The sequence below is a fragment of the Aeromonas eucrenophila genome (assembly GCF_000819865.1).
Classification (GTDB): Bacteria; Pseudomonadota; Gammaproteobacteria; order Enterobacterales; family Aeromonadaceae; genus Aeromonas; species Aeromonas eucrenophila.
In genome coordinates this window covers 106,555-122,631 of sequence record NZ_CDDF01000003.1, presented here as the reverse complement: position 1 = coordinate 122,631, position 16,077 = coordinate 106,555, and the positions used below count along the sequence as shown (strand labels likewise).

At 62.1% G+C, this 16,077-nt stretch carries 12 protein-coding genes, 1 tRNA gene and 1 rRNA gene; 10 read left to right on the top strand and 4 right to left on the bottom strand.

All coding sequences use genetic code 11. The features are described from left to right. Positions 1-59 precede the first annotated feature (59 nt). From BN1124_RS03880 to BN1124_RS03840, 9 genes are all read left to right on the top strand, one after another. Positions 60-135, top strand: a tRNA-Thr gene (locus tag BN1124_RS03880). A 26-nt stretch (positions 136-161) separates the two neighbouring features. Continuing rightward, positions 162-276, top strand: a 5S ribosomal RNA gene (rrf, locus tag BN1124_RS03875). Between the two features lie 153 nt (positions 277-429). Further along, the gene (ebgR, locus tag BN1124_RS03870; RefSeq protein ID WP_042639347.1) at positions 430-1,401 is read left to right on the top strand and encodes a transcriptional regulator EbgR; all 972 of its coding nucleotides are present in this window, start codon (positions 430-432) and stop codon (positions 1,399-1,401) included. 313 nt (positions 1,402-1,714) lie between these two features. Next, positions 1,715-4,783 carry a beta-galactosidase subunit alpha gene (gene ebgA / locus BN1124_RS03865; protein ID WP_042639345.1) on the top strand — a complete coding sequence of 1,023 codons (3,069 nt, stop codon included), beginning with the start codon at positions 1,715-1,717 and terminating at the stop codon, positions 4,781-4,783. Beyond that, a complete protein-coding gene (locus BN1124_RS03860) occupies positions 4,780-5,235 on the top strand; it encodes a beta-galactosidase subunit beta (protein ID WP_042639343.1) in 456 nt (151 codons plus the stop codon). The genes ebgA and BN1124_RS03860 overlap by 4 nt, the downstream gene beginning before the upstream one ends. Positions 5,236-5,339: 104 nt before the next feature. Beyond that, complete coding sequence (locus BN1124_RS03855; protein ID WP_042639341.1) at positions 5,340-6,785, top strand: amino acid permease; 1,446 nt, start codon at positions 5,340-5,342, stop codon at positions 6,783-6,785. An 84-nt stretch (positions 6,786-6,869) separates the two neighbouring features. Continuing rightward, entirely contained in the window at positions 6,870-7,208 is a 339-nt protein-coding gene (locus BN1124_RS03850; RefSeq protein ID WP_033131355.1) for a tRNA-binding protein, read from the top strand. Between the two features lie 150 nt (positions 7,209-7,358). Beyond that, positions 7,359-8,798, top strand: coding sequence for an amino acid permease (locus BN1124_RS03845; RefSeq protein ID WP_042639338.1), 1,440 nt, complete (start codon positions 7,359-7,361; stop codon positions 8,796-8,798). A gap of 283 nt (positions 8,799-9,081) precedes the next feature. Continuing rightward, positions 9,082-10,053: a bile acid:sodium symporter family protein gene (locus BN1124_RS03840; protein ID WP_042639336.1), complete on the top strand. Its 972-nt coding sequence runs from the start codon at positions 9,082-9,084 to the stop codon at positions 10,051-10,053. A gap of 100 nt (positions 10,054-10,153) precedes the next feature. On the opposite strand, the gene ovoA is transcribed toward BN1124_RS03840, so the two are convergent. After that, positions 10,154-12,355, bottom strand: coding sequence for a 5-histidylcysteine sulfoxide synthase (gene ovoA, locus BN1124_RS03835; RefSeq protein ID WP_378051804.1), 2,202 nt, complete (start codon positions 12,353-12,355; stop codon positions 10,154-10,156). Between the two features lie 290 nt (positions 12,356-12,645). On the opposite strand from ovoA, the gene BN1124_RS03830 reads away from it, so the two are divergent. Next, complete coding sequence (locus tag BN1124_RS03830; protein WP_042639332.1) at positions 12,646-13,368, top strand: head GIN domain-containing protein; 723 nt, start codon at positions 12,646-12,648, stop codon at positions 13,366-13,368. A 72-nt stretch (positions 13,369-13,440) separates the two neighbouring features. On the opposite strand, the gene BN1124_RS03825 is transcribed toward BN1124_RS03830, so the two are convergent. The 3 genes from BN1124_RS03825 to BN1124_RS03815 all read right to left on the bottom strand — a co-directional run bounded on the left by BN1124_RS03825 (position 13,441) and on the right by BN1124_RS03815 (position 16,072). After that, positions 13,441-13,947 carry a DinB family protein gene (locus BN1124_RS03825; protein ID WP_042639330.1) on the bottom strand — a complete coding sequence of 169 codons (507 nt, stop codon included), beginning with the start codon at positions 13,945-13,947 and terminating at the stop codon, positions 13,441-13,443. 102 nt (positions 13,948-14,049) lie between these two features. Continuing rightward, positions 14,050-14,892 carry an S-formylglutathione hydrolase gene (gene fghA / locus BN1124_RS03820; protein WP_042639328.1) on the bottom strand — a complete coding sequence of 281 codons (843 nt, stop codon included), beginning with the start codon at positions 14,890-14,892 and terminating at the stop codon, positions 14,050-14,052. Positions 14,893-14,944: 52 nt separating this feature from the next. Next, complete coding sequence (locus BN1124_RS03815; RefSeq protein WP_042639326.1) at positions 14,945-16,072, bottom strand: S-(hydroxymethyl)glutathione dehydrogenase/class III alcohol dehydrogenase; 1,128 nt, start codon at positions 16,070-16,072, stop codon at positions 14,945-14,947. Between the last annotated feature and the right edge of the window lie 5 nt (positions 16,073-16,077).

The window sequence follows — 16,077 nt, the reverse complement described above, 5'->3', positions numbered from 1 at the left end:
ACACTGCCAGGCACCCAATTCGAGATTGCGCGATAAGCGTAATTTCAACAAGTTAGTATGCTGATATGGCTCAGTTGGTAGAGCGCATCCTTGGTAAGGATGAGGTCCCCAGTTCGACTCTGGGTATCAGCACCAGCTTTCAGTTAGTGATAAAGCTTTTGTCTGACGACAATAGCGCCGTGGAACCACCTGATCCCATGCCGAACTCAGAAGTGAAACGCGGTAGCGCCGATGGTAGTGTGGCATTCGCCATGCGAGAGTAGGACATTGTCAGGCACCTATTTAGAAGAGGCCTCCCATTCGGGAGGCCTTTTTGCTTTGGAATTTTTGCTGTTTTGACGGGCATCTTTTAGTAAAAATGCTGGGCTGTCAGCGGCTTGCCCGTTACTCTGGAGGCTCGGATCGGGTGTCATCGCCAGAGGAGTATGCATGGCCACGTTGAAGGAAATTGCACAGGAAGCCGGGGTTTCCCAGGCCACGGTGTCACGGGTGCTCAATGAAGACCCGACGCTGAGCGTCAAGGAAGAGACCAAGCAGAAGATCTTCGAAATCGCCGAGCGGCTGGAGTACAAGACCAGCAGTGCCCGCAAGGGGATACACAAGAGCAAGCTGCACTTCCTGGCGGTCTATGCCTACCCCCAAAGCACCGAGGTCAATGACCCCTACTATCTCTCCATTCGCTATGGCATCGAGACCCAGTGTGCCCGCCTCAACATCGAGCTGACCCATTTCTACAACGGTGCCGAGGGACGCGATCTCAGCGCCGTCGATGGCGTCCTGGTGATAGGACATCTCTCCCCCGAGCGCCTGGCTGCACTCTATTCTCTCTCCACTCAGTTGGTGTTTATCGACTGCCGCTCCGAGGGGGAATTCGATTCGGTGGACGTGGATCTGGCGCTCATCAGTCGGCAGGTGGTGGACTTCTTTATCGCGCAGGGACACGGGCGCATCGGCTATATCGGCGGTCAGGATGAACTGCCTGACCTGCGCGAGCTGGCCTTCCTCGATTATGGCCAACGGCTGGGGGTGGTGCAGGATGGCGATCTCTATCGCGGGGATTTCTCCAGTGCCTCCGGCTATAAATTGGCCAAGGAGATGCTGACCGGTGACTGGCCCAGGGCCTTGTTCGTGGCCTCCGACTCCATCGCCATCGGCGTACTGCGGGCGATCCATGAGAAGGGGCTGGCTATTCCCCAGCAGATCGAACTCATCAGCGTAAACGATATTCCGACCGCCAAATTCACCTTCCCACCGCTCTCCACCGTGCGCATCCACTCCGAGTTGATGGGCTCCCAGGGGGTCAATCTGCTGGTCGAGCGGTTGCGGGACGAGCGGGAAGTGCCGCTGCGGGTGTTGGTGCCCAGCCGTCTGACCCTGCGCGGTACGACTCGCCAGGTTTAGTAAAATAATCCACTCTTTATCTGCGCCATTGTCAGATGGCGCGCTCTTCCCTCTGTCCTCTCTATCGCTCCCTTCTGCCATCACTACTCATAACATCTTGTAATATAACTGCATTAGTCTTATCTGTTCTTTGTTTATCAACATCTATGCCATCCAGGCGGCTCACCCGACCTTTTCTCCTCGACTTCGGATCTTGCTCACAGTTCAGGCGATCTTGTGTGATGCGGTTAAAAGTTTACCGATCATTACCTGATATTTAGTAAATGTTTATCTAAAGTTTACCCAGCTACCTTGCCTTGTTCCGGGAGGACATGTGAATAACTGGGAAAACGTTCAACTCGTCGGTGAACACCGACTGGCACCCCGTGCCTATTTCTTTTCTTATGCCGATGCTCATGCCGCATCGTCCATGCAGCGGGAGCTGAGCCGCCGCTTCCTGAGCCTCAGCGGTCAGTGGCAGTTCCACTACTTCGAACACCCTCTGCAGGTGCCTGAGGCCTTCTATCACAGCCCGATGGCGGAATGGGGCCAGATAGCCGTGCCCAACATGTGGCAGATGGAAGGCCATGGCAACCTGCAGTACACGGACGAGGGTTTTCCCTTCCCCATAGATGTGCCCTTCGTGCCGAGCAACAACCCGACCGGTGCCTATCAGCGCAGCTTCACCTTGAGCCCTGCCTGGGCGGGTGAACAGGTGATCATCAAGTTCGACGGGGTAGAGACCTACTTCGAGGTCTATGTGAACGGCCACTATGCGGGCTTCAGCAAGGGCAGTCGCCTCACCGCCGAGTTCGATATCAGCGCCTATGCCCACACCGGCGAGAACCTGCTGTCGGTGCGGGTGATGCAGTGGGCGGATTCCACCTACATCGAGGATCAGGACATGTGGTGGATGGCGGGGATCTTCCGCGACGTCTACCTGGTGGGCAAGACCCCCGTCCATGTGCAGGACTTCTTCATCCAGACCGCCCTGGCCGACGACAGCGCTACCCTGAGCTGCGACATTCGCTTGGAGAACCTGGGAGCGCTGGCTCGGGATCATCGTCTGGTCTGGTCCCTGCTGGATCAGGGCGCCGAGATCGCCAGCGGTTCTCTCGATAACCTCGCCATCGACGGCGAGCTGACCTGTGGGTTCACGCTGGACCTGGCGGCCCCGCACCTGTGGAACGCGGAAGATCCCTACCTCTATCAGCTGCAGTTCTCCCTCTATGACGACAAGGGCGAGTTGCTGGAAGTGATCCCGCAGCGGGTCGGGGTGCGCGAGATCCGCGTCAAAGACGGGCTCTTCTACGTCAACGGTCAGTACCTCAAACTGCACGGGGTGAACCGCCACGACAACGACCATCTGAAGGGCCGCGCCGTAGGCATGGATCGGGTGGAGCGGGATATCGTGCTGATGAAGCAGCACAACCTCAACTCGGTGCGCACCGCCCACTACCCGAACGATCCGCGCTTCTACGAGCTGTGCGACCAGTACGGCCTGTTCGTGATGGCGGAGACGGACGTGGAGACCCACGGCTTTGCCAACGTCGGCGATCTCAGCCGCATCACGGACGATCCCTTCTGGGAGCCGGTGTTCATCGACCGCATCGAGCGTCACGTCCACGCCCAGAAGAATCATCCTGCCATCATCATCTGGTCCCTCGGCAACGAGTCCGGCTACGGCTGCAACATCAGGGCCATGTACCAGCGCTGCAAGGCGCTCGATCCGACCCGGCTGGTGCACTACGAGGAAGACCGCGACGCCGAGGTAGTGGATGTGGTCAGCACCATGTATTCCCGCGTTTCCCAGATGAACTGCTTCGGCGAGTTCCCGATGGACAAACCGCGCATTCTCTGCGAATACGCCCACGCCATGGGCAACGGCCCGGGTGGCCTGCACGAATACCAGCAGGTGTTCGACCGCCATCCCCACATCCAGGGTCACTACATCTGGGAGTGGTGCGATCACGGCATCCTGGATGAGGACGAGCAGGGCCGCCCGGTCTACAAGTACGGCGGTGACTACGGCGACTACCCCAACAACTACAACTTCTGCATGGATGGCCTCATCTATCCGGATCAGACCCCGGGGCCTGGCCTGCGTGAATACAAGCAGGTGATCTGCCCGGTCAAGATCCGCGCCATCGATGGCGCGAGCGGCAAACTGGAAGTGGAGAACCGTTATTGGTTCTCGACCCTGGACGACGTTCGCCTGCTGGTCGAGGTGAAGGCGGAAGGGGAATTGCTGGGGAGCCAGCAGATCCGGCTGGACGGGGTTGCCCCCGGCGCCATCACGCCGCTGCAGTTGGTGCTGCCGAGCCTGGATGAGCGGGAAACCTTCATCCAGATCCGGGTCATCAAGGTCAGCACCACCTCCTATAGCCCGGCGGATCACGAGCTCGGCCAGTATCAGTTCCGGCTCAAGGCATCGACCCGCCAGCTGCAACCGCTTCGCAATCCCAATGCCACCCCGTTGCAGATTGCCGATGAAAGGCTCGCGTTGACCCTGACCGGCAACGGCTTCGTCCTGCGCTTCTCCCGCCTCGACGGCAAGCTGGTGAGCTGGCAGCAGGATGGCAATGAGCTGATCGAGCGCTCGCCGCGCCTGACCTTCTTCAAGCCGATGATCGACAACCACAAGCAGGAGTACGAGAGCCTCTGGCACCCGAACCACCTGCAGATCATGCAGGAGCACTTCCGCTCCCTGAGCTGGCGTCAGCTGGGGGAGGCGGTCGAGGTGACGGTGGAGAGCCTGATAGCGCCCCCGGTGTTCGATTTCGGCATGCGCTGCCGCTATGTCTACACCCTGAGCCAGAACGGCCAGTTGCACGTGGCCCTGAGCGGCCAGCCCTATGGCGGTTATGACGACATCATCCCCAAGATCGGTTTCGAGCTGGGTATCCGCCAGGATCTCGAACGGGTGCACTACTTCGGCATGGGTCCGGGGGAGAATTACCAGGACAGCCGCCAGAGCAACTGGATCGACTGCTTCCAGAGCACGGTGGCCGAGATGTGGGAGCACTACCCCTTCCCGCAAGACAACGGCAACCGCCAGCAGGTGCGCTGGGCGACCCTGACCAACCGCCATGGCGAGGGTCTCTATGTGCGCCCCGATGCCCCCATCAACCTGAGCGTCTGGCCCCATAGCTGGGAACATATCCACGGCGCCCAGCACATCAACGAGCTGGAGCCCAGCGGCTATCTGACCCTCAACCTGGATCACAAGGTGCTGGGGCTCGGCTCCAACTCCTGGGGCTCCGAGGTGCTGGACTCCTGGCGGGTGCGCTTCGAGCCGTTCAGCTTCGGCCTGACCCTGTTGCCCATCGCTCGCGGCAACCTCAATCCGGCCGTGCTGGCCGGGATCGATCTCGGCATCAACGGCGGGAGGACGCTCGCATGATCACCCTGGACAACCTGACCCTGTTCAAAAACATCTACCGGGAAGGCAAGAAGTGGGGCCGCTGCGTGGAGGCCATCGACAACCTGGCCAACCTCAAGCCCGGTATCTGTCACTCCATCGGTGACTCCCTCACCTACCGCTTGCAGGAGGGGGCCAGCCCGGCCACCTCCCTGTTCGAGGGGCAGCGCCGCTACTTCGACATCCATTACTACCTGGAAGGGGAGGAGACGGTGGAGTGGGCCGAGAAGCGCGACCTGCAGACGGAATCGGCCTATGACGACACCAGCGACCGCGAGTGGCTGGCCGGCGAGGTGCGAGCGCGCCAGCGGGTCGGCAACGGTCAGCTGGTGATCTTCGAGAACCACGAGGCCTACCGCTTCGCAGGCGATAGCCCGGTTCGCAAGCTGATCATCAAGGTCACGGTGGAAGGCGGCTACTTCAAAAACAAATAACAAGCCGCTGCTTCTGTACTGATAAAAGCCGGAAGGGCGGGGCTCACCCTACATCCAAGCCCCGCCCTTTCGCAGAAATATAACTACAGGTCTGGAGATGGAAAATGTCAGATGCCAAGCGCAATACGATAGGCAAGTTCGGATTGCTGTCGCTCACCTTTGCGGCCGTATTCAGCTTCAACAACGTCATCAACAACAACATCGAGATCGGTCTGGCCTCGGCCCCGATGTTCTTTCTGGCCACTATTTTTTACTTCATTCCGTTTTGCCTCATCATCGCGGAATTCGTGTCACTGAATAAGAACTCCGAAGCCGGTGTCTATGCCTGGGTGAAGAGCTCCCTCGGCGGGCGCTGGGCCTTTATCTCCGCCTACACCTACTGGTTCGTGAACCTGTTCTTCTTCACCTCGCTATTGCCGCGGGTCATCGCCTACGCCTCTTACGCCTTCCTGGGTTACGAATACATACTCACGCCGCTGGCGACGACGGCCTTGAGCATGATCCTGTTCGCCTTCGCCACTTACGTCTCCACAAACGGCGCCAAGATGCTCGGTCCCATCACCTCGGTGACCTCGTCCCTGATGCTGCTGCTGACCTTGTCTTACATTCTCTTGGCGGGGGCGGCCCTGATCGGCGGCGTGCAGCCGGCGGACCCCATCACGGTGGAGGCCATGATCCCCGATTTCAGCTGGGCTTTCCTCGGCATTACCACCTGGATCTTTATGGCTGCCGGTGGTGCCGAGTCGGTCGCCGTGTACGTGAATGACGTCAAGGGCGGCTCCAAGTCCTTCGTGAAGGTGATCATCATCGCCGGCATCTTCATCGGCGTGCTCTACTCCGTCGCCTCCCTGCTGATCAATGTCTTTGCACCCAGCGACACCCTGAAATTCACCGGCGGCTCGGTGCAGGTCTTCGAAGGGCTGGCCTCCTACTTTGGTCTGCCCGCCGTGTTGACGAACCGCTTCGTGGGTCTGGTCTCCTTCACCGCCATGTTCGGCTCCCTGCTGATGTGGACCGCCACTCCGGTGAAGATCTTCTTCTCCGAGATCCCGGCCGGCATCTTCGGCAAGAAGACGGTCGAGCTGAACGAGAACGGCGTGCCCGCCCGGGCGGCCTGGATCCAGTACCTGATAGTGCTGCCCCTGATGCTGATCCCGACGTTGGGCTCCAACACCGCCCAGGACCTGATGAATACCGTGATCAACATGACGGCGGCCGCCTCCATGCTGCCCCCCCTGTTCATCATGCTGGCCTACCTGAATCTGCGCCTGAAGCTGGATCACCTGCCACGGGATTTCAAGATGGGCTCGCGCACCACAGGCATCGCCGTGGTCTCGGTGCTGATCGTCATCTTCGGGATAGGCTTTCTGGCCTCCACCTTCCCGACCGGCGCCGACATCCTGACCATCGTCTTCTACAACGTGGGCGGTATCGTGATCTTCCTGGGCTTCGCCTGGTGGAAATACAACAGATACGAAGCCTCCCTGAGCGCTGAGGCGCGGCGGATAGAAGCCCAGCCGACCGCCCAGGCTGCCGTCCCGGCGTCCTGAGCAAGGCCGAGTGGCCACGAACGCTAAACCGGGTGGCTGCGGCCACCCGTGACCGGTTGCACAACAGAGAACAAGGAGAATGGAATGAGCGAGGTGATCGAGTTTGCCGAATTCAAGCGGGTCGAGATGAAGGTGGGCAAGGTGCTGGAGGTGGTGCGCCATCCCGGCGCCGACAAGCTCTACATAGTGCAGATAGACGTGGGGGGCGAGCGGCCGTTGCAGACGGTCACCAGCCTGGTGCCCCACTACAGCGAGGCGGAGCTGCTGGGCAGTCAGGTGGTGGTGCTGACCAACCTCAAGCCCACCAAGATGCGCGGCGAGCGCTCCGAGTGCATGTTGCTGTGCGCCGAGACGCCGGACGAGAGCCAGAGCGTGCTGTTGCAACCTCGCGTGCCCATGGCGCCGGGTACCCCCATCGTCTGATGGCCGATAGTGCATATCTCTGCCGGGCGGATCAGGACGGCCCGCTCGGCCATAACAAGAAACGACAGGATCCGGCCATAGGCCAGGACGGCACACATTCAGAGTCAAAGCGTCAGCTCATGAAGCGGCGTGATCCCATTGGAGAACACCATGTCTGATTCAGTACGCGGCACCCTGGGCAAGTTTGCCCTGTTGTCGATGACCTTTGCCGCCGTGTTCAACGTGCGCAACATCGTCAACAACAACATCGAACTGGGGCTGAGCTCTGCTCCCATCTTCCTGCTGGCCACGCTCGTTTACTTCATCCCTTTCGTGTTCATCATTTCCGAGTTCGTCTCCGCCAACAGGCAGTCGGAATCGGGCATGTATGACTGGCTCAAGAAGCCGCTCGGCACCCGCATGGCCTATCTCGGCTCCTTCCTCTACTGGTTCGTGAACCTGTTCTGGTTCGTCTCCCTGTTGCCGAACGTCATCGCCTACGCCTCCTACGCCATGCTGGGCTATGAGTACAGCTTCTCCCCCATGGTGACCTCCATCATCTCCATCGCCCTGTTCGCGGCGGCGACCCACATCTCCACCAAGGGGGCGAACTGGCTCGGCAAGATTGCCGAACTGGTGGCCTATGGGGTGTTCGCCCTGTTCGCCATCTACGTGTTGGGGGCGCTGATGGCCCTGAGTGGCGACCATGTGCCGGCCCAGCCCATCACCCTGGAGGCCATGATGCCAACCGTCAACTGGGCGACGCTGGGCATCATGTGCTGGATCTTCCAGGCGGCGGGCGGCGCCGAGACGGCGGCGGCCTACCTCAATGACGTCAAGGGCGGCCAGAAGTCCTTCATTCGGGTGATCATCACCGCCGGCATCATCATAGGCGCCATGTATGCGCTGGGTTCCTTGCTGGTGAACGTGTTCGTACCGCGGGAGAGCCTCACCTACGCCGGCGGCATGGTGGAGATCTTCACCGGCATGGCCCAGTACTTCCAGCTGTCCGAAGCGCTGGTGGGCCGCTTCGTCGGCATAGTGCTGTTCATCGCCATGTTCGGCTCCATGATGATGTGGACCTCGGCGCCGGTAAAGATCCACTTCTCCGAGATCCCCCAGGGGGTCTATGGGGAGAAGACCACCCAGCTCAACGAGCACGGGGTGCCGGTGCGCGCCGCCTGGTGGCAGTTTGTGTTCGTGTTCGTGATGCTGGTGGTGAACGGCTTCGGCTCGGAGTCGGTGCAGCAGATGATGAACACCGCCATCAATCTCACCGCCGGTACCGCCATGCTGCCGCCGATCTTCATCATGGTGGCCTACTTCGTGTTCCGCTGGAAACACGACGACACCCCGCGGGACTTCCGCATGGGCTCGCGCACCTTCGGCATGGCCGTGGTGTCGGTGCTGATCGCCATCTTCGTGGTGAGCATGAGCGCCTCCGCCTTCCCGGCCGGGGTGGATCTGGTACGCGCCTTCTTCATCAACGTCTTCATGACGGCGGTGTTCTCGGCCATCGCCTACTGGTGGATCTCTCGCTTCGAACGGCGTCAGGCCCGCAAGGGCGGGGCGACCAAAGGCAAGGTCGACAGCCTGGCCAAACAGAGCTGACGACATCCGGACTCCTTGTGCAACGGGTGGCCCAGGCCACCCGTTTTTTATGCTTTATCGTCCGTGGAACCCTGCTTTTTGTTCAATTTCACACCAACATGGCGCAAAGACGTTTAATTTTCTTGAACACCTGAGGCCGTCGCTCAACTTTGCAGCACCCATTTCTCGGGGTAAGCTGGGGACTCGTTGCAACGGGAGCTGTCAAACAGCTCCTGTTGTCTTTCCTGTCGTCCCCTCCCGAACGCCTCGGCGGAGCGGGATGCGCTTTCGTTGGAGACTCTCCGTGCGTCTGGATCCCTTTACCCTTGTGCTCATCCTGGTGGTCACCCTGGCCTCCCTCTTCCCCTGCGAGGGAGAAGTCGCCGTCTGGTTCGGTCTGCTGACCAAGCTGGCGGTGGCGCTCCTGTTCTTCATGCACGGCGCCAAGCTGTCGCGCCAGAACCTGCTGGCGGGGCTCGGCCACTGGCGGCTGCACCTGGTGGTCATGGCCAGCACCTTCCTGCTGTTCCCGCTGCTCGGGCTGCTGCTCGCCCCCCTGGTGCCCCACTGGCTGAGCCCGGCCATCTACCTCGGCTTCCTCTATCTGTGCGCCTTGCCCGCCACCGTACAGTCGGCCATCGCCTTCACCTCCATGGCCGGCGGCAACGTGTCGGCGGCGGTGTGCAGCGCCTCGGCCTCCAGCATACTCGGCATCTTCCTCTCCCCGGTGCTGGTGGGTCTGATGATCAATGTGCAGGGGGAGGGCATAGACACCTGGCACTCGATCCAGTCCATCATGGTGCAGCTGATGCTGCCCTTCGTGGTGGGACACTTGTCCCGGCCCCTCATCGGCCTCTGGGTCGACAGTCACAGACCGCTCATCGGCAAGCTGGACCAGAGCTCCATCCTGCTGGTGGTCTATGTGGCCTTCAGCGAGGCGGTGGTGCAGGGGATCTGGCATCAGGTGGGCTGGTACGACCTGGTCAGCATAGTGCTGCTGAGCTGCGTGCTGCTGGCGCTGGTGCTGGGCTGGAACGTCTGGATCAGCCGCTGGCTCGGGTTCGACAAGGCGGACGAGATCACTATCGTCTTCTGCGGCTCCAAGAAGAGCCTGGCCAACGGGGTGCCCATGGCGAACGTCATGTTCCCGGCTGCCAGCGTCGGGGTCATGGTGTTGCCGCTGATGATCTTCCACCAGATCCAGCTGATGGTGTGCGCCGTGCTGGCGCGCCGCTATCACGAGGGGACAAGCCAGACCTCCACTCAGGAGGGATGAGGCACCCAGCGAAGTGACAAGAGGGCTGCGTGGACAAGAGATAAATGCGGACAAGAGAGAGGGAGGCCAGTGCCTCCCTCTCTCTTTTGTTGCATCAGCCTCAGCGTTTGCGCCAGACGGTGAGCTGGGCCAGGGTGTGCTGGTACTTGCGGGCGGTCTCGCGGATGACGAAGGGGACGTCCCTTGGCGGGCAGAGCTCCTCGAATTCCGCCGCCAGCAAGCGCTGCAGCGCCTGATGGGTGCTGAGCGCCTCGCCGTTTTCCCGGATGCCGCCGAGCCAGTTCGCCTTGGGGGTGTAGTCCGTCAGCCAGGTGTAGGGGCTGGTGAGCATCAGTAGGCCGCCACTGCGCAGGCGCGGGGCGATGTCCCGCAGGAAGCGGGCAGGTTCGCGCAATCTGTCGATCAGGTTGGAGGCGAGCACCAGATCGTAGTGATCGTACTTGGGCTTGAGGTTGCAGGCGTCCCCCTGGCTGAAGTGGATGCGGTCGGCTTGCGCACTGCCGAGATCCTGGGCGGAGAGGCGAGCCTCGCAATACTCCACCAGATCCCCCTCCACCGGCATGGCGTAGCGGAAGCTGTCCTGACTCGCCAGCGCCAGTGCCACGTCGATGAAGCGGGCCGAGTAGTCCACCCCGTCCACGTGCTGGAAGTGGCGGGCCAGCTCGAAACTGGCGCGGCCGGTGGCGCAGCCGATGTCCAGCGCCCGCTGGTGGTTGCCACACAGCTCGCCGGCAAGATCTGCCAGGGTCTTGGCGTAGTTGGCCACCCCGAAATGGGTCGGGCCGTATTGGAAATCGAGGTATTGCGCTACGAGCGTGTCGGTTTCGTAAGGGTTCACTGTGATGGCTTCCTGATAACGGGAGACCAGATAGCGGAAGCCCGCATGCTGGAAGAAGTGGCGGCGGAAGGCGTAGCGGGACGACTTGAGCGCCTCGTTGCCGGTGCTTGCCCAGCTGCCCCCCTTGATCAGGCTGTGCTTGCCATCGAAGGTGGGGGTGGAGAAGTCGTCATAGAGCGGATGCACCTTGAAGCCCTCGAAGCCGTCGATGGCGGTGCTGGTCCACTGCCAGACATTGCCCACCAGATCGAAGAAGCTCCCCTGGGGGCAGGCATTGACCGGGCAGGGGGAGGCGAAGCGGGCCAGGTTGAGGTTGCCAGGGGCTTCCAGCCAGTCCGGTTGATCCCCCGCCAGTTGCTCCCGCAGCAGCGCCCACTCGGCCTCGCTCGGCAGCTGGATCGGCAGCCCGGTCTGGGCTGATTTCCAGCGGCAGAAGGCGGCGGCCTCCAGCTGGTTCACCTCGGCGGGCCAGTCCCAGGGCATGGCGACCTGCTCCGTCATCAGCCGCAGTTGCAGCTGATCCGGCTCGGCGGGATCCCCCACCCAGAAGCTCGGCATCCGCGCGCCGGCGAACAGGCGCCAGCCCCAGCCCTCCTCATCCCACCACTCGGGTTGCTGGTAGCCACCGGCCTGCACGAACACGAGGTACTCGGCATTGCTCACCAGCATGCGGCTCGCCTGGAAGGGGGCCAGCGCGATGTGGCGCTCGCCGTATTCGTTGTCCCAGCCGTAGGTGGCGTCCTGCTTGCCGAGGCGCACCCGTCCTCCCGCCACCGGCTGCAGGTCGTTGGCGGGTACCTCATCCCGCTGGTGGCAGCGATCCTCGCAGACCGGCCAGTGGGACTGGGGGCGTACCCAGGCCAGCGGCAACTGGCGGATCAGCACGCTGGAGGTCTCGAGGTGGATGCGCTCGTGCTCGGTCCCCATCAGGATGACCCAGGCCGGGCTCTGCCAGTCGATGGGCAGGGTCAGCGGCATCTGCTGGATGAAGTCGACCACCAGGGCGCGCACGCGGCCACGGTAGGCGCGCAACTGCGCCACCTTGGGCCAGTCGTAGTGGGTGTCGTCGAGATCGTCCCAGCTCATCTCATCCACCCCGATGGCGACCATGGCCTCGATGCGCGGATCGAGCCGGTGGTCGATGAGGCGGGCCGCCAGCAGCTTGTTGACGAAGAAGGCGGCGGTGTGGCCGTAGTAGAAGATGAGCGGGTGGCGCAATGAGATCGCCTTGTTGAACCAGGCGCGCTCATCGGCCAGGCAGTCGAACAGGCTGTCGTAGAGATCGAAGGTCTGGCAGAAATAGCCGAGCAGCTCGCGGCGCTTCTGCTCGGGATCTTCGCCGGTCAACAGCGGGGTGCGGGTTGGTGCTGGCAGGCCGCTGATGCCGGCAAGCGGGTGGCTGGCTTGGGTCACGCTCTGACTCCTTGTTGGCAGTGAAGACGGGCAAGACAGGGACAAATACATCGCTGGAGAGCTCTATACGCACAAAGTATCACTATTGGCGCAATAGACCGGCGCGACAACCAAAAACTTCGATGACCCGCCTGCAGAAGGTGCCGATGATGGGCCCGGCTCATCCCCGTTTGGGGATGGTCAGTTTTGCCAACATATGGTCTAAATGACGCCGTTCAGCAGGGTGGTGATGGCGTAAATATCAGTAATTTTGATGAAAATCATAATGTTGATGATATGGCATGAGGTTTGCCCTCGTGATGGCAACAGGCCGGATGTGGCCATAACACAGGAGTGTCGTGATGAAGTGGATGATGGGAGCGATATTGGCCCTGGGACTCGGCGGGTGCAGCTGGCCGGATGTGACCCGAGTGAGCGGAACCGGGGAGGTGATCGAGCAGCAGCATGCGTTGGGCCAGCAGGTGACCCGGGTGTTGGCCGGGGTGCCAGCCAATATCCATCTGGTGGCAGGGCAGACGAGCGGGATCCGCATCAAGGGGCAGGAGAACCTGCTGCCCTATCTGGTGCTGACCGAGCGGGGCGACAAGCTGGAGATTGAGGTCAAGGATGGTTATCGGTTCGATCTCTCCGAGCCCATCGATATCACCATCACCCTGCCAAGGCTCAATGAGCTGGCGCTGGCGGGTCTGGCCCGTGGCGATCTGGGCGGCTTCAAGGGGGATGAACTGGTGCTGTCGGTGGCGGGCTTGGGGGATATAGTCGCCAGCCAGCTGGAACTGGACCGTCTGGAGGGCAATATCGCCGGCGCGGGCAACCTGGATCTGGGGGAGGGCTCGGCCAGGGAGATAGAGCTGAACATCGCCGGCGCCGGCGGCGTGCTGGGAGGCGGTCTGCAGGGGGAGAAGGTCGAGGTCAATATCGCGGGCAGTGGCGACGTGGAGGTGCGTGCCAGCGAGCTGCTCAAGGTCGGCATCGCCGGCTCGGGGTCGGTCAATTATTGGGGTGATCCCCGACTGGAGAGCGAGATCGCCGGCTCGGGCGCCGTCTCCCGGGAAGGGAGCTGAGAATTCCGATCGCAGTTAAAAAACAGGCCCGTGAAGGGCCTGTTTTGTTATCCGTGGTCGTGGCGCTTCATCTCAGGCGAGGGGCAGGGCGAGACGCAGATCCGCATTCAGCCGCATCAGCAGCCACTGCATGCCGGCGAGGTGCTGGTGGTCGTGGCTGACCAGCAGGCGCACCAGACCGTCCAGGGTCAGCTCCCCATAGTTGCCGTAGTGGGCTCGTCGTTCCCAGACCGAGGGAGCCCGCTCCCTTAGCCAGGCGACTGTCTCGGTGCGGGCGGCACGAAAGCGGGCCAGCTGGGTGGCGGGATCCTGTTGGCGGTAGTCGTTATCCAGCGCCAGCTGATAGCCATCGAGGGAAACGAGCTCGGGCAGATCCTCATCCAGGGTGCGTTGAAAACGGACCCGATAACCCAGCACCTCGATATCCAGCAGGTGGCAGAGGTGGCCCTGAGCGCTGAAGCGCTCGGAGGGGATGCCGGCCCAGTTGGCTGGCTCCCAGTTCAGATGGTCGGCGGGCACCTGGGCCAGCAGTTGTGCGAACTGATCCGGCATGGCCTGCAGGCTGGTGAAGAGATGCATCCTTGTCTCCCGTTCCTTGCGTCAAGCGGGCCACCGCCAACTGGCGGTGACCCTTGGGTATTTGCCTCTCTTGCCACGATCAGGGCCAGAGAAGGCCGTTGGCTAGTCGCCGAGGTGCCGTGCGTGGAAGCGCAGGTGTCCCTCGATGAAGCTCGCCACGAAGTAGTAGCTGTGGTCGTAGCCGGCGTGGCGGTTGAGCTCCAGTGGCCACTCCTTGGTCGCGGCGACCTCGGCCAGGGCGTCGATGCCGAGCTGCTCGGCGAGGAAGGGATCGTCCAGCCCCACTTCCACCAGAGTCGGCAGCGATTGGCCGCCGTGGTGGCGCAGCAGCTGGCAAGCATCCCACTCCTGCCACAGCAAGGGGTTGTTGCCGAGGTAGGCACCGAGCGCCTTCTGGCCCCAGGGGCAGCGGCTCGGGTGGCTGATGGGGCTGAAGGCCGATACCGAGCGATAGCGACCGGGTTCGCGCAGCGCCGCGATCAGGGCCCCGTGGCCCCCCATGGAGTGGCCGCTGATGGCGCGTTTCGTCGAGACCGGGAAGTGGGTCTCGATGAGCTCGGGCAGCTCCCGGATGACGTAGTCATACATCTGGTAGTGATCGCGCCAGGGGTGCTGGGTGGCGTTGACGTAGAAACCGGCGCCCATGCCGAGGTCATAGCCGGGATCGTCCGGGATCCCCTCGCCGCGCGGGCTGGTGTCAGGCGCCACCAGGGCGATGCCGAGCTCGGCGGCGATGCGCTGGGCCCCGGCTTTCTGCATGAAGTTTTCATCGGTGCAGGTGAGGCCGGAGAGCCAGTAGAGCACGGGTACCTTCTGGCCGGTGAGGGCCTGGGGCGGCAGGTAGATGGCGAAGCGCATCTCGCAACCGAGCACGGTGGAGGGGTGGCGGTACTGTTTGTGCCAGCCGCCGAAACTCTTGTTGCTGCTGATGATGTCCAGATTCATCGACGAACTCCTCAGCCCCGCACATTCATCGATGGGCGGGGCCGTGATGGGATCAGTAGTGGATGACGGTGCGGATGCTCTTGCCTTCGTGCATCAGATCGAACGCCTCGTTGATCTGCTCGAGCGGCATGGTGTGGGTGATGAAGTCATCGAGACGGAACTCACCCTGCATGTAGCGCTGCACGTAGCTCGGCAGCTCGCTGCGACCGCGCACGCCGCCGAAGGCGCTGCCGCGCCAGACCCGGCCGGTGACCAGCTGGAACGGACGGGTGCTGATCTCCTGACCGGCACCGGCCACCCCTATGATGACCGACTCGCCCCAGCCCTTGTGGCAGCACTCGAGCGCGGCGCGCATCACCTTGACGTTGCCGATGCACTCGAAGGAGAAGTCGACGCCGCCGTCGGTCATCTCGACGATCACCTCCTGAATGGGTTTGTCATAGTCGTTCGGGTTGATGCAGTCGGTGGCGCCCAGCTTGCGGGCCAGTTCGAACTTGCTCTCGTTGATGTCGATGGCGATGATGCGACCGGCCTTGGCCAGACGGGCGCCGATCACGGCGGAGAGGCCGATGCCACCCAGCCCGAAGATGGCGACGCTCTCACCCTCTTTGACCTTGGCGGTGTTTATCACGGCGCCGATGCCGGTGGTGACGCCGCAACCGAGCAGGCACACCTCTTCCAGCGGGGCAGCCGGATCAACCTTGGCGATGGAGATCTCCGGCAGCACAGTGTATTCGCTGAAGGTGGAGGTGCCCATGTAGTGATAGATGGGCTGACCATCCTTGGAGAAACGGGTGGTGCCGTCCGGCATCAGCCCCTTGCCCTGGGTGGCGCGGATCTTCTGGCACAGGTTGGTCTTGCCGGATTTGCAGAACTTGCACTCGCCGCATTCCGGGGTGTAGAGCGGGATCACGTGATCGCCGACCTTGACGCTGGTGACGCCGGCGCCGACGGACTCGACGATGCCGCCGCCCTCGTGGCCCAGGATGCAGGGGAAGACCCCTTCCGGATCCTCACCGGACAGCGTGAAGGCATCGGTGTGGCAGACGCCGGTCGCGACGATCCGCACCCGCACCTCGCCGGCCTGGGGTGGCATGACCTCGACCTCTTCGATGGAGAGCGGCTGACCCGGGCCCCAGGCGATGGCGGCCTTACACTTGATGCTTTGAACCTGTGCCATGGATG

Coding starts and splice junctions, on each gene's coding strand:
- ebgR (WP_042639347.1), top strand. CDS start 430: ATGGCCACGTTGAAGGAAATTGCACAGGAAGCCGGGGTTTCCCAGGCC.
- BN1124_RS03860 (WP_042639343.1), top strand. CDS start 4,780: ATGATCACCCTGGACAACCTGACCCTGTTCAAAAACATCTACCGGGAA.
- BN1124_RS03855 (WP_042639341.1), top strand. CDS start 5,340: ATGTCAGATGCCAAGCGCAATACGATAGGCAAGTTCGGATTGCTGTCG.
- BN1124_RS03850 (WP_033131355.1), top strand. CDS start 6,870: ATGAGCGAGGTGATCGAGTTTGCCGAATTCAAGCGGGTCGAGATGAAG.
- BN1124_RS03845 (WP_042639338.1), top strand. CDS start 7,359: ATGTCTGATTCAGTACGCGGCACCCTGGGCAAGTTTGCCCTGTTGTCG.
- ovoA (WP_378051804.1), bottom strand. CDS start 12,355: ATGTATTTGTCCCTGTCTTGCCCGTCTTCACTGCCAACAAGGAGTCAG.
- BN1124_RS03830 (WP_042639332.1), top strand. CDS start 12,646: ATGAAGTGGATGATGGGAGCGATATTGGCCCTGGGACTCGGCGGGTGC.
- BN1124_RS03825 (WP_042639330.1), bottom strand. CDS start 13,947: ATGCATCTCTTCACCAGCCTGCAGGCCATGCCGGATCAGTTCGCACAA.
- fghA (WP_042639328.1), bottom strand. CDS start 14,892: ATGAATCTGGACATCATCAGCAGCAACAAGAGTTTCGGCGGCTGGCAC.
- BN1124_RS03815 (WP_042639326.1), bottom strand. CDS start 16,072: ATGGCACAGGTTCAAAGCATCAAGTGTAAGGCCGCCATCGCCTGGGGC.